Source organism: Serratia sp. HMSC15F11 (assembly GCF_001808215.1).
Classification (GTDB): domain Bacteria; phylum Pseudomonadota; class Gammaproteobacteria; order Enterobacterales; family Enterobacteriaceae; genus Serratia; species Serratia nevei.
The window spans coordinates 346,816-370,010 of record NZ_KV792497.1 but is presented as its reverse complement, the minus strand read 5'-3'; the positions used below and the strand labels follow the sequence as shown (position 1 = coordinate 370,010).

The 23,195-nt window shown below is 56.4% G+C and carries 2 protein-coding genes; both read left to right on the top strand.

Translation table 11 applies throughout. The annotated features are described in order from the left end of the window. The first annotated feature begins 13 nt into the window (after nucleotides 1-13). Nucleotides 14-7,144 carry a non-ribosomal peptide synthetase gene (locus HMPREF3138_RS21400; RefSeq protein WP_038876724.1) on the top strand — a complete coding sequence of 2,377 codons (7,131 nt, stop codon included), beginning with the start codon at nucleotides 14-16 and terminating at the stop codon, nucleotides 7,142-7,144. Then, nucleotides 7,144-23,190 (top strand): hybrid non-ribosomal peptide synthetase/type I polyketide synthase, encoded by a 16,047-nt coding sequence (locus tag HMPREF3138_RS21395; protein WP_038876726.1) that lies wholly within the window; start codon nucleotides 7,144-7,146, stop codon nucleotides 23,188-23,190. Before HMPREF3138_RS21400 ends, HMPREF3138_RS21395 begins: the two co-directional genes overlap by 1 nt. The last annotated feature ends 5 nt before the right edge of the window (nucleotides 23,191-23,195 follow it).

Genomic DNA, 23,195 nt, shown 5'->3' with positions numbered 1-23,195 from the left:
AAGAGTAATATCCATGAAGATTCTGAACATTCTCGTCAACCACACCGTAGAACCGTTGCGCAGCCATATGGTCCGTTACTTGCTGGATGCCGGCCACTTTGTCTACTTAATCGGTCTGAGCGACGCTGAGCGAACGCGCTGGACAGGTTCACAGCACAACCTCTTTTGCTATTCCGACGTTGGCGATCAGCGTATCGACTATGAGCTCTGTCTCGAAGAAAGCGCATCGGTGAGAGGCCCCATCGTCCGGTTAGCCGTTTTCGCCGATCGACAAAATGTGTTGTTCCAGATTCATGCTGAAGAAGATGGGAATATCAGGGCGTTAGCTCAGCGTGAGCTGCATTGGCGGGAAGCCCGCCGAGCGTTGTCGCAGGCGGTGTTGGGCGAGTTGTTCATCGATGGCGTGGTCATGCTCAGCCGTGAGGCGAAAGATCTGGATATTGCTCTGCCCGAAGGGCCAAACCGAGTTACGGATTGGCTGGTTGCCCAGCAGAGGGTACAGCAAGAGCAGCGAGCGCTGGAAAACGACGAACTGCGTTATGGCTGCTTCAACCTGAGGGATGAAGTGTCTGCCGTTAACGATGCTGCAGTGGTTCAACGGACGATCGATGGCGTTGCGCAGCCGCAACAGGCTTTGCTGTTGGCTTTCCAGTTGCAGTTTCTGCTCAACGCACGGCGGCCTGGGCTTTATGCACTGCAATTGCAAGATAGGCAACGCAGCAGCAAAGTATTACGGTTACTCAACGGAAGGGAAACATACGCCGATCTCTCTCCTTGGTTAGTGCGGGTACTGCAGGGGGACCCGGCGAACCCATTCTACGAATCCCATCATGACGGCCGTTTTTTATCTGTGGTTGGCGTGGATGTCATCATGGATGAGGGGGATGTCGACACGGCAGCGGCCCCGATCAGGATCGTATGGAACAGCACGCGCTGTACGCTCAGTTTGCAATTTTATGGCGAAAACCCATTTTTCGACGTTGTAGCCGCTAATATCGATGAGTTTATGGCGGCGCTCGCCACATTCATGCGTAATGAAGGGGATATAGATGCGTTGACCGGCGTGTCTGAAAATAGCTACCAACGTTATTATGCGAAAATTAATGCCACGCAATGTGAATATCCGAGACAGACTATCGTCGGGATGTTTGAACAACAGGCACGGGCGCTTAACGATCACCCTGCAGTGATAACGAAAAATGAAGTGCTCAGTTATCGAATGCTGCAGCAACAGGCCAGTCGCCTTGCCGACTATCTGCAACGGCAATATGGGGTAGCGGCAGGCGACAAAATTGCCTTGATGATGCCGCGTGAGGCGGAGTTGGTAGTATGCCTGATGGCCGTGCTTAAGCTGGGGTGCGCCTATATTCCGATCGACAAAAATGCGCCCGTAGTGAGGACCTATTCTATTTTGGCCGATGCCCAGCCGGCGTTAATCATCGGTGCGCATGCTCAGTCAGCCGGCAGCCTGCCGCAAGGGCTGAATTATTTGGATTGGCGTGAATATGCCGCTTCTCCTTTCGCTGGAGCCGACGGTTGCAACGAATTCCCCTCCCAGGCTGAGGCTTCGGCATTGGCCTATATTATTTACACCTCGGGAACGACAGGTAAGCCTAAAGGGGTTGCCGTAGAACATCGCAGCTTTGTGAATATCGCCAGCGATATTTCTCGACGCATGTCTGTGACGCATCAGGATCGTTTTCTGGCGATCACTACGTTGGCATTTGATATTTCAACTCTGGAAATATTTATGCCGCTCATGTTTGGCGCCACGGTGGTATTAACCGACCAGAAGACGTTGTTGGCGAATAATGACTTGCCGCAGTTTATCGCGAGTCATTCCGTGAGCCTGATGCAGGGGACGCCTTCTTTTTGGCATCAGGTCGCGCAGCAATATGCCGAGACAACGCTACCCGTTCGGGCATTGTGCGGTGGGGAAGCGGTGCCGCATGCGGTGGCGCGTTGGTTGTCAGAAAACACCGAGCGTGCGTGGAATGTGTATGGGCCAACCGAAACGACGGTTTGGTCTACCGCGGATGAACTGTTGCCTGGGGTTGATAGCGTCACCATTGGGCGCCCGCTGGCGAATACCCAGTGCTTTATCTTGGACGAACGGCGGCGTTTACTTCCTCCCGGCGTGATCGGGGAAATGTATATTTCGGGGCTGGGCGTTGCGCGCGGTTACTACGGCAATGCGCGTCAGACGCAAGCAAGCTTTTTGCCGAACATATGTTCCAGCACGCCGTCAGCCTGGTTCGGTCGCATCATGTACAAGACGGGCGATCGCGTGCGTTGTTTGCCCGACGGCAGATTTGAATACCTCAGCCGATGGGATAACCAGATAAAATTGCGGGGACATCGGATTGAACTGGGTGAAATAGAGTCGGTTTTGCGAACCTACCCCGGGATGCAGCAGGTTGTTGTAAATTTACAGCCGGCCAAGGAAGAACAACAGGCGTTCCTGGTTGCCTATTATCAGGCCAAATCGCCGGTGGCACGCCAGCAACTGCAGGATTATCTGGTGACGTTGCTTCCGGACTACATGCTCCCCAGCGCTTATATGTACCTGCCTGAGATCCCCTTGAATATGAATGGCAAAGTGGATCGTAAAGCCTTGCCGCCGGTACAAGCGCAAGATAAAGCGCATTACGTAGCGCCGGGAAACGAGTTCCAGCGATGCCTGTGCCAGCTATTCCAGGATGTATTGGGGAGCGAAAGCGGACGGGTCGGCATTACCGACGACTTTTTTGCTTTGGGAGGCAACAGCCTGTCGGCCATTCGCTTGGTAAATCGCATAAACGGTACGCTTCAGTGCGATCTGAAAGTTAAAGATATTTTCGAAAGAAAAAATGTGGCCAGGTTAACACCATTGGTGGCTGCCGGGCGCGGCAGTTTTCTTTACCAAGACTACCAGATTGCGCAATGTGATGAGACCCATCTGTACCATCCTTTCCCGCTGAATAATGTTCAGCAATCTTATTATCTGGGACGAATGAAAAGTTTCGATCTCAGCGAGGTCTCTACCCATATTTATAATGAATTTGTTTTCGACCATATTGATCACGACAAATTGGAGCGTGCCTATAATCAACTTATTGCACGCCATCCTGCGTTGCGCACCGTATTTGAAGAGGGAGAACAGCGATTTTTAAGTGCGGTAGCGCATTACAAAATAGGCTACCACCCCCTGAGAAATGAAGACGAGCTATTGGCTTTGCGCGCCGAGTACTCGCACAAGGTTTACAAACCGGATTGTTATCCGCTGTTCGATATTTTCCTGAGCGAGTATCAAGGGAAATACCTTCTGCATGTCAGCTTTGATGCCATTATCATTGACATGACCAGTTTTGAAATATTATTCGGCGAGTGGATTGCGTTATATCACGACGAAAATCTGGCGCTGCCGCCGCTGGACATCAGCTACCGCGATTATCAGCTGCAGTACGAGCGCCTGCGCGGCGGCGCATTATTTGAGCGGGCGCAGCAATATTGGCTGCAGAAAATCGATGACTATACGCTGGAGGCCGGATTACCGCTGGCCGCGCATCCCGCCAGGATCGATAAGCCGAGCTTCCGGCGTTTGTCTGCGACGATACCTATGTCGAGTTGGCAAAAGATCGTCGACAAATGCCAGCGCTTCAATATTAGTCCGACCGCTCTGATCCTTGAGCTCTACAGCAGAACGTTATGTTATTGGTCTGGTCAAGAGAGCCTTTGCCTTAATTTAACGCTGTTCAACCGTTTGCCGTTACATTCTCAGGTCGAGCAAATTATTGGCGATTTCACCGTTTTAAGCCTGTTCAATTACCAACGTCAAAATGGCGTTGCGATGAGCGAGCAGCTATCGGCTATCCACCGCACCTTGCTTAATGACGTCGATAATAATTTATTTGACGGCATTGACGTACAGCGTTTGTTGAAACAGCGGCGGAATCTATCCGCCAATACGGTTATCGCGCCGGTGGTGCTGACCAGCGTGCTTGGCATGAACAATAAAGCGAGCATGTTTGAATTGCCGCTTAATGAAGGATATCGCGGCGTTCAATACGCGATCTCCCAAACGTCTCAGGTGTGGCTCGACCATAAAGCCTACGAAAACGATGAAGGGTTCGTTGCCGAGTGGGATTATGTCGAACAATTGTTTGATGAAAAAACCATCAAGGCCATGCACGAGGGCTATTGTTCTCTGATTCGATGGGTGGCAGAACACGATTGGGAAACCATGTCATTCCCGCAGCCTGAACTGCCGGCGGAACATGCGGAAGCGGTCATGCGCTGGAATGCCACGCAAAGTACGGTGTCGGAGCAAACGCTGCACGGGTTGTTCCTTTCCAGTCTGGAAACGCCGCAAACGGCCGAGCGCATTGCGGTGATCGAAACCGAGGGCGAACGCCACTTTACCTACGCCAGGCTGGAACAGGACAGCAATACGCTGGGGCGTGCGCTATTGCGGCATACCAAGGGCGAAAAGGGGCGTATTACCGCTATTCTGCTGGAGAAAGGGTATGCGCAGGCCGTCTCAACCCTTGGGATCATGAGAAGCGGCGGCGCTTATTTGCCGTTGCACATCGAATGGCCATGGGAGCGCATACGCGACATTCTGCAGCAAGCCCGGTGCGATATCTTGCTGCTCTCTGCTCAGCAGTGTCATGACCTGGCACATGAGCTGTCGGCGTTGCCTTCGGATATCACGATTTTGGTGTTCGACGAGATAGTGGCGCCGGCGCAGGAACGTGCGTCGACGGAGGTTGCCTGGCCGATCGTCAGGGCTGACGATCTGGCCTACATTATTTTTACCTCTGGCTCTACCGGTAAACCGAAAGGGGTAGCGATCGATCACCAGGGGGCGGTCAATACCATCCTGGCTGTTAACCAACGTTGGTCGGTCGGTCGGGAAGACCGGATACTGGCGCTGTCCGAGCTGAGCTTTGATCTGTCCGTTTACGATCTGTTTGGCTTGTTGGCTGTGGGGGGCGGCGTGGTGATCCCTTCCCAGCGTGAGACCAAAGCACCGCAAGCTTGGGTGGCCGCGCTGCGCCGACATGACGTGACCCTCTGGAACTCGGTGCCGCAATTAGCGGGCCTGCTGGTTGACGAAGTCGAACCTGCGACGCGGGCGCTAACCCGGTTACGGCTGTTCCTGTTGAGCGGCGATTGGTTGCCGCTCAATTTGCCCGATCGCCTGAAAACCCAATCGCCAGACGGCAAGATGGTGAGTCTGGGGGGCGCGACAGAGGGCAGCATCTGGTCCATTTGGCATGAAATCGAACGGGTAGACGCGAGGTGGAAAAGCATTCCTTATGGCGTCGCCATGCCGAATCAACAGATGTGGGTGCTGGATGAGTGGGGGAGTGCTTGTCCTTTCGGCGTAACCGGAGAAATACATATCGGTGGGCTCGGCGTTGCTCAGGGATATTGGCAGGCTGAAACGCTGACTCGAGAACGCTTCATTTATCATCCAACCTATGGACGCCTGTACAAAACCGGCGATCTGGGCCGCTGGTCGGCGGAAGGCTATATCGAGTTCCTCGGCCGAAGAGATGCCCAGGTCAAGCTTAACGGTTATCGCGTGGAGCTGGAGGATATCGAGAATAACTTGAGCCAATTACCTGGGATCCGGCAGACGATCGTGCGGCTCAGCGAAGGTGACCTCATGGCTTACGTTGTTCCCGAGACGCAACAGCCGGTGCCGCTCTATTTTGCTAACCGCGACGCATTCGTGCTTTCGCTGCCGGCGTTACGTCAAGATCTGCAATCTTCGCGAGCGATACCCTATCCGCTGGATGAAACGGTTTACCGCGCCCGCAAGAGCACTCGCCAGTTTACCGCGGAGGCGTTATCCGCCGAAACCATCAACAGTCTGTACGAAGCGCTGCCGGGGTGGTTGACGCAACAGATGGCGCAAGAGGGAAGCGCGCTGCCGCCTGCATCTTTGGCCGGGCTGTTGGCCGTCTGCGCCGCTTTCCGTTCGCCGCAGCGCGCGTTGCCAAAATATCGCTATCCTTCCGCCAGCAGCCTCTATGCGGTGCAAGTGTATCTCGGGCTCCCGGCGGCGATGGGAGAATATGCCGCGGGTTATTACTACTACCATCCGCTGGAACAGCATCTATACCAGGCAGAAGCGTCGGGGGAGCACACCGGGCCTTATCTGGACTTGGTGGTTCGGTGGGAAACCATCACCGCGTTATATGCCGAGCGCGCATTCGCTTTGGCGCAGATAGAAGTCGGCCACATGTTGGCCTTGCTGACTGAGCATCTCCAGTCTTTGGGCGTCGCTTATTACGTCAAGCCCGCTGACGCCGTTTCACCTGACGAGGGCGCATTAGCGTGTCGGATCCATCTCGGCGCTTGCGCCGTCACTTCACCGCCGCAAGTCAGCGTCGATTTCAGCGTGATGGAAAACGAGGGGGGCGCCTATGTCGCTCGCGCGTCAGGGCGACACTATTGCCTCGGCGAGACCTCCGTGCTGGCCGAATCATCAGACGTGTACGGGGTGTTGCAGTCGTCTCAGGTGTTGTTGCAGGTCCATGGCGCTAAGAACGCGTGTCATTATCAGGCCAGTGGCTGGATGATGCAGCGATTTGTCGCACTCGCCGCCCAGCGGCGAATTGGCGGCTGCATTCTTGGCGTCACGCCGGCCGAGGACACGTTGTGCAGCATGGCGATAGGGTATGCGCGGGCCGAAGATGAACCGGCCTTTGACGTTCCTGCGCTCACTGTCTCGATGACCCAGGCGATCAGACGGCATTTGGCGCGTCGTTTGCCGGACTATATGTTGCCGCAGCACATTACTTTGATCCCGGAAATCCCCTTGTCTAACAACGGTAAGGTCGATACATCACGCTTGCCGAAAGTCGTCAAGCACAGCGAATGTCTGGCTCCGCGCAGCGATGATGAGATACGGATGCGCCGACTTTGGGCGGAGCTTCTGGACAAGCGTGAAGAGCGAATCGGTTGTGACCAAAGCTTTTTCACTCAAGGGGGGAATTCGCTTCTGGCTATGCGACTGGTACGCAAGATCAGCCTCGCGACGGGAACCGAGATGCGTCTGGAAGACCTCTACAACAACAATACGATTCAGGAAATGGCGGCGTGGGTCGCCGGGCAACCTTGTGGCAACGGCAGAGAAGAAGGGGCGCTGTAATGATGTTGACGGATTTATTGAACAACCTGAAAAAAAATAACATTTTATTGTGGGCCAAAGCGGACGATCGGTTGGGTTTTTCTGTCGACAAGGATATCGGCTTTGATGCCGATCTGAAGGCTGAAGTAGCGGCACGCAAAGACGAATTGTTGACGCTGTTACAGGACAATGGCGTGACCAGCGAACAGCTCGCGAAGGAAAAGTCTTTTCTGAGGCTGCCGCCAAGTAGCTGGCCACTTGCGCTGGACTCAATTCAGCAAGGCATGTATCTGCAAAGCGACATCGACGGCTTGCCGTACACCTATACGGTACCCTTGTTCATTGGATTGCCGCAGGTGGATATCGCGCGGTTGCGGAACGCGCTGCAAAACTTTTTACGGCATCAGCCCCTGTTGCGTCAGTCGATTGATAGCGATATGACGCGCGTTTTTCTGGCGCCTGAGCAGTTTGCACTGGAAGTAGAAAGGATTTCCTGGTCCGAGCTGGAAAGTAAGAAACGGGCGTTGGCACAACAAACCTTCCCGATGCCGGAAGGGCAGTTTGCGCGCTTTGTGCTGCTGGTGCGGGCTGAGACGCAAGAGGCCGTTTTGGCGTGCGTTCACCATCATATGCTGTCTGATGCCCCTTCCGTCCAGCATTTTGCTCATCAACTGTTGAGTGCGTACGCCACACCGTCTGTATCGGCGCAGCCTGAAGCGGGGTACCTGGATTACTCCGCATATCAGCAGTGGCGGGTGCGGCAAGATGATGTTCAGGCGTTCAGAACATCGTTGGCCGCCCGTTTGAATCAGGCGGAACCGCCGGCATTGCGGCAGCGCCATCTCTCTGGCGTGGAGAATCGTGCCTTTGCCGTGCAGGCAGGATTGACGTCGGAGGTTGTCGCGCGTTTGACGCAGGCATGCGGCGAACGGGGACTGACGCTCTATTCTCTGTTGTTTACGACGTTCGCCCATGTATTACGGACCTTTAGCGGCCAGGACAGCGATTTCCCTATTGGACTGACAGTGATGAATCGCCCCGAGGCGTTCAGCCGCGCCATTGGGCCGTTTATCAGCACCCTGCCGGTCATCGCCGCATTGCGCGCAGACCAAAGCGTGTTGAGCAATGTCAAAAGCATTCAGCACGATATTCTGCAGTTGCAGGAACATCCGTGGGTAAACATTGGGCACTTGGCCCCGGAGATCGACGGTGGCGCGGTGCGCATCAATGAACTGGTTCAGCTGCTGTTTACCTTCCATAACTTTGAAAACGGCGATATCGCCGTCCCCGGTGTGGAATATCGTCTGGAGCCTTATCCCGATCTGGCGGAAAAGTTTGGCATGTCCTTATTTGCCGCTCAACGAGACGGTCAAATCGATTTCACGTTAACCGCGGCGGAGAATCGTTACGAAGAGGACTACGTTCGCAATATTCTCGAGGCTTTGGTTTATGCGCTGGGCCAGTTTGATCGGCAATCCTGGGAGACGCCGCTCGAACAAATCGATTTAATCACGCCAGCCCAGCGTCGGCAGGTGCTGTCCGAATGGAATGACACGCGCTGCGATTATTCAGAAGATGAGCATATCGCGTCTTTATTGGAAGCGCAGGTCGCGCTGACGCCGGACAATATCGCCTGTGCGGATCGGCATCGGCAATTGACGTATTGCCAGTTGAATCTACAAGCCAATCAGTTGGCGGCCGCCTTATCGGCACGCGGGGTGGGGCATGGCGCATGCGTTGCGCTGTGTCTGGATCGCAGCGTCGAGCTGTTGGTCGGTATTTGGGCGATCCTGAAATTGGGGGCCGCCTATTTGCCTGTCGATCCGGCATTCCCCGACGATCGTCTCGATTACATTCTACAAGATAGCCGGGCCGAGGTGATTATCTGCCATCAGGCCTACCGACACCGGGTGGCGGCGCCAGGGCGGCGGCTGGTGGTGTTGGATGATGAATCGCTGCGCCACGAGCTTGAGCTGTTGAGCGATGAAAACATGGCGCGTCAGATATCACCGAACGATCTGGCCTATGTCATCTATACCTCCGGGACCACAGGGCAGCCCAAGGGCGTAATGTGCACGCACCGCGGTTTGATCAACCGTATCCAATGGATGAATAAATCCTATCCACTGACGGCAGCCGATCGGGTGTTACAAAAAACGCCGTACATTTTTGATGTCTCCGTATGGGAACTGATTTGGGCCTCTCTTTACGGTGCCAACATCGTTTTTGCCGATCCGGACGGCCACAAGGACGCGGATTATCTGATTGAACTGATCGAGCGCGAAACCATCACCGTACTGCATTTTGTGCCATCAATGCTGGCGGCTTTTACCGAGACGTTACAGGGCATTCAGCGCGATCGAAACGTCAGCTTGCCGAGCTTGCGCTACGTGTTCTGCAGCGGTGAAGAACTCAAACTGACCCAGGTCAAAGGGATTAAGCAGTGTTTGCCTCATATCGCCCTGCACAATCTTTATGGGCCAACCGAAGCCTCCATCGATGTGCTGTATTTCGACTGTAACGATCCGGATATAGATAACGTCTTGATCGGGCGGCCGATTGATAACATGAAAGTGTTGGTCCTGGACAAAGGGCAGCGGCTTTTGCCGCCCGGTGCGGTGGGTGAACTCTACCTTTCCGGCGTCGGACTGGCGCGCGGCTATCTGAATAAAGCGGCGCTGACGGCGGAGAAATTCATCGTCAATCCGTATTGCACCGAATGGGATGAGCGGGCGGATGACTATGCCTGTTTGTATAAAACCGGTGATTTGGTGTATCAGCGGAATGATGGGCAAATCGTTTATGTTGGCCGCAATGATTTTCAAGTGAAAATACGCGGATATCGCATTGAGTTGGGTGAAATCGCCCAGCATCTCGAAGCGTTTGACTTGGTGCGCCAGGCGGTGGCGCTGGTTTATCAACAGCCCCATCCCCGCCTCGTGGCCTATTACACGGCGCAGGCACCGTTGCCGGAGGCGACGCTACAACACTTTCTTGCCACCGCCTTGCCCGAGTACATGGTGCCGGAGACCTTTATCTGGTTGAAAGAATGGCCCGTCACGGTGAATGGCAAACTGGATCGGCGTGCGCTTCCTGAGCCGTCCCTGCCGGTCGTACAGGAACGTGTCGCACCGCAGTCGGAGAGGGAAGCGCAGATTGCCGCCATTGTTGCGGAAATGATGGGGATCGATGAAGCGCATTTCAGCTGTGAGGCTAACCTGTATCAGTTGGGGCTGGACAGCATCATGGCGATCAAGCTGGTGAGCAAATTGCGCCAGGCGATGGGCGTATCGATCCGGGTGAAAGACGTGTTCGCCAGCAAAACCGTGCATGCACTCCATTTACGGCTCGCTCAGCATCAGCAGCAGGTGATGATTGAAGGTAAACGGGAGCAGGGCGTATTGGTTGGCGAGCTGCCGCTGCTGCCTGTCCAACGCTGGTTCTTTGACTGCGCATTCCCTTATCCGAGTTATTGGAACCAGGCGTTTCTGCTGGATGTGCCGGCGCTGGACGTCGAACGCCTGCGCGCAGCGCTGCACGCATTGATTCAACATCACGATGCGCTACGCCTGACGTTTACGTCTGAGGATTCGTTGCATTGGCGCCAAGGCTATCAACCGATGACGGACGCCATCGAACTGCGGTGTCATCATGTCGAACGCTCGGCACCGCAATGGCAAGAGGCCCTGTCCGCCGTGCTGACCGAATGGCAAAGCGATATCGATCTGGCCGACGGGCCGCTTTATCGTTTTGGTTATGTCACGGGGTTTGACGAGGGGCGAGCCCGTATTTTCTGCGCTTGCCACCATTTGGTGCTCGATAGCGTCAGCTGGGGCATTCTGGCTCGCGATCTGGCGAACGCCTACCACGGTGAAAGCCTTGGGGATAAGGGAACGAGTTATCGTCAGTGGACTGAGCACTTCGAGCAATATTGTGCCAATCACGCGGAAGAGGCGTCTTACTGGCGGGACAGGATGGCGGACTACCGCCACGTTGCGTTGCCGGCTGCGCGCGGCGCTACGCTGGCATGCAGCCGCCTCGCGTTATCAATAAAAGTGACGCAGTCGCTGCAAACCGAGGGTTTACGTGCCTTCAATGCGAAAATCGACGAATGTTTGCTGGCGTGTGCAGACGGCATGCTCGCTCACTGGTTTAACGGAGAGCTGACCCATGTCACCGTTGAAGGGCACGGACGCGAAGAGATTGATGCCGCTCTGGACGTTCATCGTTGCGTCGGGTGGTTCACGTCACTTTATCCCTGTGCGCTCTCATCCTCTCCCGATCCGGCAATGCGTTTGCAGGCGGCCAAAGCGCAACTGCGCGGCGTGCCTCATCAGGGCGTAGGATTTGGCGCGTTTGCCCGTGAGCTAGGGTTGCCGCTGCCCAATGTTTGTTTCAACTACCTGGGACAGCTGACTTCGCCGGATGAAAAGGATTGGGCGCTGGTCATGTCGCCGGTCGGTGAGACGCGCCATCCTGACAACGGCTTGCCTTTCGGTATTACGCTCTTTAGCTACATAGAGCAAGGTCGGTTGCAGCTCGAAGTCGTCAGTGGTCTGTCCGGTGAGCAAAATCAACAGTTGCTGGAGGCCTGGGAGGCGGCTATAGACACGCTGATAGCGTGCTGTGAACGGCAGGGAAGAACCCAATACGGCCTTGGCGATTTCATCAATGTTGCGGATGAACGCGACTTACAGCATTTACCTCTGCAGGGCGGTGCCGAAAACGGCGACTGCTTTGCCATGACCGAGATTCAGAAAGCCTACCTGGTTGGGCGTTTTGAAAACTATGAGATCGGCAACGTCGCCAACCACATCTACAACGAGTTCGTTTATCCGCGCCTTGATGACGAACGTCTGGAGCTGGCGATTAACCGATTGATCGCCCTCTGTCCGGTGCTGCGCACCGTGTATGACGCGGAAAGCATGACTCAGCGCTTCATTTCGGTGTCGCAGGCCGGCCATTATGCCTTGGCGGTGAATGACCTGCGCCTCGACGATGAGGCTACCGCGCTGGCGCGTGCGCGCAAGCGTCTGTCCCATCAGGTCTATCAGGTCGACCGTTTCCCGTTGTTCACTTTTGAAATCAGCCGGCTGCGCGATCGCGACGTGCTGCATATCAGTCTCGATCTGATTTTGCTGGATGTGCAAAGCCGTCTGGCGCTGTATCAACTGCTTAATGCGCTGTATCGGGGAAATGTCTTGCCGCCGCTGGCAACCGTGAACTTCAAAGACTACCAGGAGCATCTGGCCCACCTGAAGGCCTCCCGTTGGTATCAACGAGATTGCGCTTATTGGCAGGGCAAGCTGGCCGATATGCCGCTGCGGCCAAACTTACCGCTCAAGGTGCCGTCGGCCACGGTTGAACACCCGCGCTTTGCAGAGCATACGCTATATATAGACAAACAAATTTGGCAGGATTTCAAACGGCAAGCGCAGCATTATCAGGTCTCATACTCGTCGGTATTGCTGAGCCTCTATGGCTACCTCATCGCGCGATATTCCGGCAACAGCGAGTTTCTCATTACCATGACGCTGTTCAACCGCTACGCGGTTTGCGAGGACGTAAACGACATTTTGGGTGATTTTACCTCGACCAACCTGTTCCATTTTCGCGATGCCGGCGAGGACTTGTTCACCACCATCGAGACGACGCATAAGCGCATGTGGGACGACATTCAGCATGCATTGTACAGCGGGTTGGATGTGCAGCGCGATCTGGTGAAACTGCACGGCCTGGATCGCCATTCGGCGGTGTCGCCGTTGGTCTTCACTGGCGTCGTAGGGCAACAAACCGGCGATTGGGATAAACAGGCGTATCTGGAAGACAGCGAGGCGCGCGAGCAGCGATATTGGTGTGCGCAAACCTCTCAGGCTTGGATCGACCTGCAGGCTATTGAAGTCGATGGCCGCTTTATGAGCAAGTGGCTTTATGTCGAACAGCTGTTTGATGAAGAAACCATTGCGCATCTGAATCGCGCCTATTGCCGGCTGATCTCGCTATTAGCGCAGCAGCCTTGGGAAATGCCGGTGGGATGCGAAAACTATTTGCCTGAAGCACAAAGAGAAATGATGCAGCAGGCAAATGCCGTCACTCAGCCTCTCAGTGAAGAAACCCTGTTCAGCGCGTTCGATCTGTTGGCGACGCAAGCACGGCATCGAGAAACGATCGCGGTGTATGACGGGGAAGCGGCGATCGGCATGACCTATGGCCAATTGAAACAAGACAGCGATGCTTTGGCGCAGCAGGGGGTAGGCTCATCCGCGCCGCTGATTGCCGTATTGGCGGAAAAAAGCTACGCCCAGGTCTGTGCCTGTCTGGCGATCATGAAGGCCGGCAAGGGCTATCTACCGTTGCATGTGGAGTGGCCGGCGGGGCGCATCGCCGATATTTTACAACAGGCCGGTGTAGAACAGCTCTGGCTGACCCGGGCACAGTCGGCGCGTGTGGATATCCGGACACTGAGCGAAGCGGGTTATCAACTTCTGGTCATCGAGGATATGCTGGATGAGGCGACCGCTTTGCCACCGTGTTTCGGCTTGCCGCACGTCAGCGCCGCCGATGTGGCCTATGTCATTTTCACTTCCGGTTCCACCGGGCGGCCAAAAGGGGTCACCATCGATCACCGTGGCGCAGTGAATACGCTGCAAGCGGTGAATCGACGCCTCTCGCTGACCGCTGAAGATGCCCTGTTCGCGCTGTCTGAATTGAGCTTCGATCTCTCCGTCTATGACATCTTCGGCGCGCTTAGCGTCGGTGCGGAGATCGTCTTACCGGCTCAAGAGAGCGTAAAAGATCCGGAACGGTGGTTGCCGCTGCTTGCTGAGCGTGAAGTCACCGTCTGGAACAGCGTTCCACAGCTTGCCGGGCTGCTGGCCGATGCCGTGGCACGGCAGGGCTGCTCACTGCCAAGGCTGCGCGCGTTTTTAATGAGCGGTGATTGGATCCCGCTGAATCTGCCGGAGACGTTGCGCACACTTTGGCCGCACGCTGACTGCATCAGCCTGGGCGGGGCGACCGAGGGCAGCATTTGGTCCGTTTGGTACCCGATAGAGGCGATCGATCCGGCCTGGCGTTCCATCCCTTATGGCACCGCGATGCCTCATCAGACGCTTTATGTTTTGGATCCGCAGGGACAGATGTGTCCGGTTGGCGTGACCGGTGAGCTCTATCTTGGCGGGATGGGGGTGGCATTAAATTATTGGCGAAATCCACAGCTCACGGCGGAGCGTTTCATTTCGCACCCTCGTCACGGACGCCTATACAAGACGGGAGATTTAGGGCGCTGGCATGCGGCAGGTTATGTCGAATTCCTGGGGCGCAACGACTTCCAGGTCAAGCTGCGCGGGCATCGCATTGAGCTCGGGGAGATTGAAAGCCGGCTTCTGCAATGCGGCGGGATCCACCAGGCCGTGGCACTGGTGATGGCGCAGCCGGCACCGATGCTGGTGGCTTATTACGTCGGCGAAGCGAACGCTGACGAGAAAATGCTCCGTTCGCGACTGGCTGAACAATTGCCGGAATATATGGTACCGGCGCATCTTATCGCTTTGGATGCCTTGCCGCTGACGGCGAATGGCAAACTGGATCGCAACGCCTTGCCGCTACCCGCAGCCGAAGAGCAGGCGACTTACTGCCCGCCGCGTGACGACCGTGAACATCAACTGTGTCGGCTGTGGGGCGAGATCCTGCACGTGCCGGCGGATGAACTCAGTACCCAGGCGGATTTGTTCCAGTTGGGCATCGACAGTATCGCCAGTATCCAAATGGCGGGGCGGTTAAGACGCGAATTGCAGCTGGATGTCACGCTGAAAGAGTTGCTGACGTATCGCACCATCGCATCGTTCTACGACACTCTGCTCGGCCGTCAAACCGTTGGCGGTATCCAGACCGTTCAGCGCGAAACGGGAGCCTTGAGCGGCGCAGCTCCGCTGCTGCCCATCCAGCAATGGTTCCTGGCACATGATCTGCCGCATCCGCAGCAGTGGAACCAGTACGGGCTGTTGGTGGCGCCTGGCATGACAATGGCCCGCCTGCAATGCCTGTTGCCGCGCCTCGTGGCGCAGCACGACGCGTTCAATCTGCGCTTCGAAAAAGATACCCAAGGAGAATGGCGTCAATGCTACCAGCCGCAGGCTGCGCTGCCGCCCTGCCACGCTTTGGACATTCGCGCATTGTCGCTGCCGGAAGACCACCCGGATTTTGACGCCGCGCTGTTGCAGCGTTTTGCCGACTGGCAGCAGGCGTTCGATCTGCAGAGCGGGCCTTTGGCCGCGTTTGCCGTTCTTGAAGGGTACGCGGACGGCAAGGCCAGGGTGTTCGTCGCTTGCCATCACCTGATTGTCGATGCGGTCAGTCTGCAGGTGATCGTCGACGATTTACGACGCCTGAGCCAAGAGGAAACGCTGCCGGAGAAGGCCAGCAGCTATCGCCAATGGGTGAACCATCTGCGGCAACGTGCGCAAATTACCTCTCATGAACGTGAAGAGTGGCTGGGGCAATTGCCGGGCAGCGAAGTTCATGCGTTGCAAGCGCTGGGCGGAACCACGACGACGCGTCATGCCTTTGCGTGGGGAGAAGGGCCATCCTGTCGCTTGATGCAGCACCTCGCCATGTTCGGCATGCAGCCGCAGGACATGGTGGCCTGGGCGGTTGGCCGCGTTTTGCATGATTTGACCGGACAAACCGCCTTTAGCCTATGGTTTGAGGGGCACGGTCGGCAAACGGATGAGCGAACGCTGGATATCTCCAGGACGATGGGCTGGTTCACCAGTCGTTATCCCGTGCGTTTTAGCTATCAACGCGATGCCAGGGAACATTTGCTCGCGGTGAAAAATAATCTGAGACGTTGGTCGCAGCGGGCGGAAAACTTCGGTGTCCTGTGTGGTTTGCCCGTGGTGAGAGAGGACGGCATCAGCATCAACTACCTGGGCAAGATGGAGGCGGCGGGTGACTGGGCGCTGGATCACCACTTTGTGGGGCTGCATCGCCATGCCTCCCAGGAAGGGACGCATCTGATCGATATCGTCGTGTTGAACGTTGGCGATCGTCTTGAATTGCGGGTCGAAAGCCGGCTGCGGGAGCATGACGCGGCCTGGTTGACGCAGCGGCTTATTCGAGAGTTGGAAGATGGCCTGGTATCGATGAATTGGCCATCCTGGCATTGGTTAACCGAATCGGATGTCGATTTCGCCCTCCCGCAATCCCATCTGGATCGGCTGCAACATGCGCAGGCGGTTGATGCGGTCTTCATGGCCAATAGTCTGCAGCAAGGGATGTTGCACCATTCGCTGGCTTTTGGCGACGCCGATCGGGTGTATCGCGTGGCTACACGCTGGGATTATCACTGTGCGATCGAGCCCGAGACGTTCAAGCGGGCGTGGCAATGGGTGCAACAACAGTTCTCCTGCCTGCGGTTGCGGTTCGATTGGCGCGGTGAAATCGTGCAGGTCGTGGATCATGAAGGGCGCTTCCCTTGGCGCGTCCATGACATCAGCCATCTGTCGCCTGAAGAGCGGGAACACGCCTTGCACAGGCTGCAGGAAAGTGAGCAGCAGGCCAGCTTCGATCTCCAACAAAGCGGACTGTACCGTGTTTGCCTGGTCAAACTGGCGGATGATCACTTCGCTTGCCTGTTCTGTGTACATCACGCGATCCTCGATGGTTGGAGCAGTCCGCTGCTGGTGGGGGCGCTGCATGACGCTTACCTGGCTTTTTCTCACGGACGTGAGCCGGCGGACAGACCGGATCTCTTTGCTTCAGTGCAGCGCTACATTCAACGGTATCGCGATAGGGACACGGATTTCTGGCGCGATTACCTGAGCTCGGTCGACACCTCGCCGGATCTGAGCGGATGGCGCCGTCCGGATGCGGAGTCATCGGCGCTAGCAGCCATTAAGAGCGTCTCCGCTGCGGGGATTTGCCGCTGTGAACTGAGCGCCGAAGAGCGCCGGTGTGCGCTCGACGCTGCCCAGCGCCAAGGCATGACCCTGAACGCCTTGCTGCAATACGCCTGGCACAAGGTGCTCGCACTCTACTCCGGTGCTGCCGTGACCGTAGTGGGCACCGTGGTGGCGGGAAGGATGCTGCCGTTGAATGGTATTGAAAACACGCTGGGCATGTTCCTCAATACGCTGCCGTTGAAGGTGGAGCATCAAAGCGATGTGCCTCTGATTCAGCAGGCACATCGGTTGCAGCAAGATATTAATGAAGCCAATACCCGATGCCTGGTCGATCTGGCTCATCTGCAGCCTGCGGGCCAACGCCTGTTTGACTCGTTGTTCATTTATGAAAATTACCCGCAGCCTGATGAAGACCGCCACCGCGAACTGCGTCATCAATTCGTCGGTCGCAATGAGCAGAGGGATTATCCATTGGTCGTCAGCGTGGAGGAGGCGCCGGACGTTCTGCTGATTAAGCTGGAATATGCGGCGGAGTACTTTGATGCGGCGATGATGCGGCAAGCGATGGCACTGTTAAAGGACATCGTCGGCCACATGGCGAAAGACGCGAGTACGGAGACGGTGGCGATAGCTCCGGTTTATTGTGAGCCGGAGCAACCCTTGTTGCTTCCTGCGCCGGGGAATGCCGCCACCTTATCGCAGGTGTTGGCGCACTACGCATGCAGCCGGTCAGACGCTCCGGCGCTGAGTGACGGCGAGCGCAGCTGGAACTACGCCCAGCTTGACGCAGAAGTGACGCAACTCGCCAATCTCATCGCCGGCCGCCTTGAGAAGACGCCGCACGCGCCTATTGCCTTGCGGCTGCACAGCAAAGTCTTGACGGTCATGGCCTTGTTGGCGATAGGGCGACTGGGCGCAGCTTATGTGCCGCTGGACAAAGACTATCCGCAGGAGCGTATCGATTTCATTCTGCGTGACAGCCAGGCTATTGCCGTATTGACGATGTCTGGGGATGAAGGGGCCGAGTACGGTATTCCGTCTATTCCCTTGTTCGGCACCGCGGGAGAAGCGCTGTGGCGCAAACAGGCCACGATGCCGATGTTCACATCTGCGGCGGAGAAGACCGCCTACATACTTTACACGTCCGGCACGACGGGTAAACCCAAAGGGGTTAGCGTGGGGCATGGGGCGCTGCTCGCCACATTGCGAGGTTTCTGGCAGCAGTACTTCCAGGGCAGGGAAGCGCTGAAAACGTACAGCATGACCAACCCCGTTTTCGATATTTTCGGTCTTGAATACGGTTTGCCGTTATTGAGCGGCGGCTGCGTTACCTTGGGAACTCACCATGTCACTGCGCTGGATTGCCGTAAGTTCGATTTCATCCAGTCAACGCCCAGCATGCTGGAAATTGTCCTACCGGTATTGCAGGGGGACGAGGAATGTTTACTTCTGGTCGGCGGTGAAAAACTTGAGCCGCATTTGGCGCAGAAGGCCCTGGCTGTTTTCACGGCGCTTGTCAATGTCTACGGTCCGACGGAAACCTGCATTTGGTCAACCGGTAAACATTATCGGCGTGCTGCGACGGATCGCGTTTTAACGATAGGCCGCCCTCTGCCGGGAGAACGTTGTCTGGTGTTGGATCCGGCCGGCAGACCTTTGCCCGTCGGGGCCATCGGCGAGCTCTATATCGGGGGCAGCGGCGTGGCCGAGGGTTATCACAACCAGCCTGAGCTGACCGCCTCACGCTTTGTCTCACTGTCGTTCGCTGAGGGGATATGGTATCGCAGCGGCGATCGCGCGCGCATTTTGCCAAATCGTGAAATAGCATTCCTTGGGCGGCAGGATCAGCAAGTCAAGTTGCACGGCCATCGTATTGAGAAGGGCGAGATTGAGCAGGTTATATTGCAGCACGAGTCGATCTTGCAGGTCACCGTGCAAATATGCCAAGTGGCGGGGGATGGGAACGTCGGTCAGGCGTTGGTTGCCTATTATGTGGCGCAGGGCGAAATTGACGCCGGGCTGTTGAATGAACACGTCGGTCGACACCTGCCGGGCTACATGGTGCCTGCCTATTGGATTGCGTTATCTGCCTTGCCGCTGAACGCTAACGGCAAGCTGGATGTTCGTGCGTTGCCGTCGGTTGACGCCGGTGAAGCATCACCAGCGGCGCAAAGCGAAATCGCTACGCCGCTGGTGAAGCAGTTGCAGGTTATCTGGCAAGAATTGCTCGGTTGCGAGGCGGTGGGCGTCAATACCTCGTTCTTTGAACTGGGTGGGAACTCCATCATGTTGACCCGGCTCTATGGCATGTTACCCGACCAGGTTCAGCAAAAAATCGGTCTGATAGATCTCTTCCGTCTGCCGACCATTGCCCGCATTGCCGCGCATATCGAAGGTCGCCAACATGAAGCGGCGCCGGCACCGACGACTGGACCGATCAATGCCCGGGACGATATCGCCATTGTGGGGATGGCGGGCCGCTTCCCTGGCGCGCAAACGCTGGCGGCATTCTGGCAACGGTTATGCGATGGCGAGGCGTTTATTACGCATTACTCGCGCGAGGCGCTGGCGGCATCGGTTGACCCCGAACTGCTGGATCATCCGCATTATGTTCGCGCCCAGGGGATACTCGACGATATCGATCGCTTTGACGCCGATTTCTTCGGCTGTACGGCTCAGGAAGCGCGTTTGATGGATCCGCAGCAGCGAATTTTCCTGGAATGCGCCTGGCATGCTTTGGAAGATGCGAACTGCGATCCGCAGCGCTTTGCCGGTGATATCGGCGTCTATGCGGCCATCGGCAACAGCAACTACGAAAGAGACGTTGTTCTACCGAACATGCCGCAGGCTGATTTGATCGATCATTACCAGTTGATGATTCATAACCAATCCCACTTCCTGGCGACAAAAACGGCGTACAAGTTGAATTTGACCGGGCCGGCGATGACGATCCAAACGGCTTGTTCATCCTCGCTGGTCGCTGTTCATCAGGCTTGTCGTGCCTTGCAGGTGGGTGACTGTCAGGTCGCATTGGCAGGCGGCATCTCCATTGGCCAATTAGCGCGCGGTGGTTACCTGTACCAGCCAGGGATGATCTTCTCACCTGATGGTCACTGCCGTCCGTTTGATGCGCAAGCGTCGGGAACCATTGAAGGACAAGGGGTAGGTATTGTCGTGCTGAAACCTTTGGCGCAAGCGCTGGCGGACGGTGATGCTGTGTATGCCGTTGTGAAAGGGTCGGCCGTAAATAATGACGGGCGGGATAAAATGGGATTCACTGCGCCAAGCGAGAGCCGTCAACAGGCGGTGATTGCCAAGGCATTGGCCGATGCCGATGTCACGCCGGCGGACATTTCCTATGTCGAAGCGCACGGCACCGGCACGCCATTGGGCGACCCTATTGAAATTGCCGGGTTGAAAGCGGCCTTCGCCGGACAACAGGCGGAACACGCCTGCGCAATAGGCTCGGTGAAAAGTAACCTGGGGCATTTGGATGTCGCGGCAGGCATCGCCGGCTTGATTAAAACGGCGTTGTGCCTGCAGCATCGCACGTTAGTTCCCACGCTACATATGCAGCGTGAGAATCCGGCATTAAAACTGGCTGAGGGGCCGTTTTATGTGAATGTTGAAACCCGCGACTGGGAAAGCGCCTCAGGGCTCCGCACCGCCGGCGTCAGCGCTTTCGGCATTGGCGGCACCAACGCGCACGTTATCCTTCAGCAGGCGCCGAACACGCCGACAACCGCGCCTCGGTCCGCTCAGCGCAATATGCTGTGCGTTTCTGCGGCGGATGACGCAGCTCTCGAACGGATGAGTGAGGCTTTGGCCGATCATTTGGCAATGCATCCTGAGCATTCGATCGAGGCGGTTGGCTATGCCCTGATGGCGCGGCGACACCGCTATGCATGTCAACGCTGGGTGTCCGGAGATTCACGGGAAGCGGTCGTCGCGCAGTTGCGCGAGAAGGGTGAAACGATGGCCCGACCTGCGTTCGAGGCGCAGGTGGCCTTTATGTTCCCGGGCCAGGGCGCACAATTCGTCGGCATGACACAGGCGTTATATGAAGCCGAACCGCAATTCCGAGCGGAGGTCGATCGTTGCCTCACATTGCTCGAGCCGATGATGGGCGGTGAAATAACGCGGGAAGACGTATTGGCGAACGGGGAGAGCGTACACCACACCGCAGTCACTCAAGTGGCGCTGTTTGTGTATGAATATGCGTTGGCGCAGTGGTATCGCTTCCTCGGTGTTGAGCCGACGGTGATGATTGGTCATAGCCTGGGCGAATATGTTGCCGCATGTATCGCCGGCGTATTTTCACTGGAGGATGCGCTCAAGTTGATGCTCAAACGCGGTGCGCTATTGGCGCACACCGCACCGGGGGCGATGCTGGCTATCAAACAGTCGGCGGAGGGCGTAAGCGAACAGGCTGCCGCGTTGGGCGTCGATATCGCCGTCGTTAATGACTCGGGAAGCTGTGTCATTTCCGGCGCGGCGTCGGCAATCGCCTCTTTGCAGGCGAGCTTGATCGCCCAAGGGGTATCTTGCCATCCGGTTAAGGTTTCACACGCGTTCCATTCGCGTTTATTGGAGCCTGTGTTGGCAGAGTTTAAGACCGCGCTGCAAGAAATTGCCTTCAACGAGCCGCAGTTACCGTTTATCTCCAATTTGACCGGCCAGTGGGCAACGGCGGAACAGGTTTGTCAGCCCGAATATTGGGTGCAGCACCTGCGGCATACGGTGCAATATGACGCCGGCCTGCGCACCTTGCTTGAACGCCGTGCCGATGACAACTGGGTATTGCTGGAAGTAGGGCCGCGTCAAATTCTGAGTACGCTGGCGTCGCGCCATCCGGCATTGGGGAATGCGGCCGTTGTCGTTTCTTCACCGCGCAACGCTACGGATGAGCGGCAGGCTGCGCAGATGCTGTGGCGTTCCGTAGGCGTGCTGCATATGTCAGGTGTGGAAATCAACCAGGAGCGTTTCTGGCGGTGCACGGGGCAAGCGTCTTTGCGTCTACCGGCATATCCTTTCGCGCCTCAGCGGCATTGGTTCGGTGTGATGAATTCACCCGCTCATTCGCGGCCGGCCCCGGTTCCGGCGGAGGCAGCCGTGCACCAAGGGGATATGCAACAACGGGTAGCAATGTTGTTCAACGAGGTTCTGGGGTGTGAGTCGGTCGATCCACAACGCGGGTTCTTCGAACTGGGCGGCGACTCGCTGAGCGCATTGCAACTGATTGGCCGCCTGCAAAAAATGACCGGTATACGTCTTGAGCTTATGGCCATGGAACAGCCGAGCGTCGTGCAAATAGCGCAATCGCTGGAGGCTCATGCGACAGCGAAGCCTCAGGGCGAAAGCGGTTTGGTGAGGCTGCGCGACGGTGAGGATGAGGGGATGATACCACTTGTGTTGATCCACCCCATCGGCGGCGACATCTATTTCTACCGGGAGTTGGCTCAATGCTTGGGGAGCAGCAGAACGATTTATGCCATACGTTCGCCTCTGCTCAATGGCTCGGGCGTCTTCGAGAGCATCGAACAATTGGCGGGGGAGTATCTGGCTTTGCTGGAGCCGCATCTTGAGCGAGGCGAATGTTGCCTGGCCGGTTCTTCGTTCGGCGGTATTATCGCGTTTGAAATGGCGCGGCAGTACCAAGAGGGAAAACATGTGTCTCTGCCGGTAGTGATGATTGATTCCCCAGGACAGGGAAATCTGCCTGCGGCCATGACGGATGAACAGATTTTGGACTACCTGCTTTCATTTGGCCTGGTGTCGCTGGACATTGATTGGGATGCCTGGAAGGCGATGACCCAAATGGCGGATAAAATCCATTATTTATCTGAGATCACCAAAGGAACCGCGGCCGAAACGCTCTTTTCCTCGGCGTTCTTACCTCGTTACTTGAGCACCTGGCAACGGCATAACGTGATGATGCAGCGTTACCACCCGCATGCGTTGATGAGTGATGTGCTGTTTTTCTCTCACCGTGAGGTGATTGCAGATTTTCCTGAAAATCAAAGCAAGTTCTGGCATCCCTGGGTGTTGGGCCGCTTCGAGGTGCAGGTAATTCCGGGGAACCACCTGACGATGAACGCGGGAGAAGGCGCGGCAATGATGGCGGAAAAAATGACTTCGTGGTTAGGGCATTGGACGCTGGCTTGATGCCG

Excerpts from the sequence above, each read along its gene's own strand:
- HMPREF3138_RS21400 (WP_038876724.1), top strand. The coding sequence starts at position 14 with ATGAAGATTCTGAACATTCTCGTCAACCACACCGTAGAACCGTTGCGC.
- HMPREF3138_RS21395 (WP_038876726.1), top strand. The coding sequence starts at position 7,144 with ATGATGTTGACGGATTTATTGAACAACCTGAAAAAAAATAACATTTTA.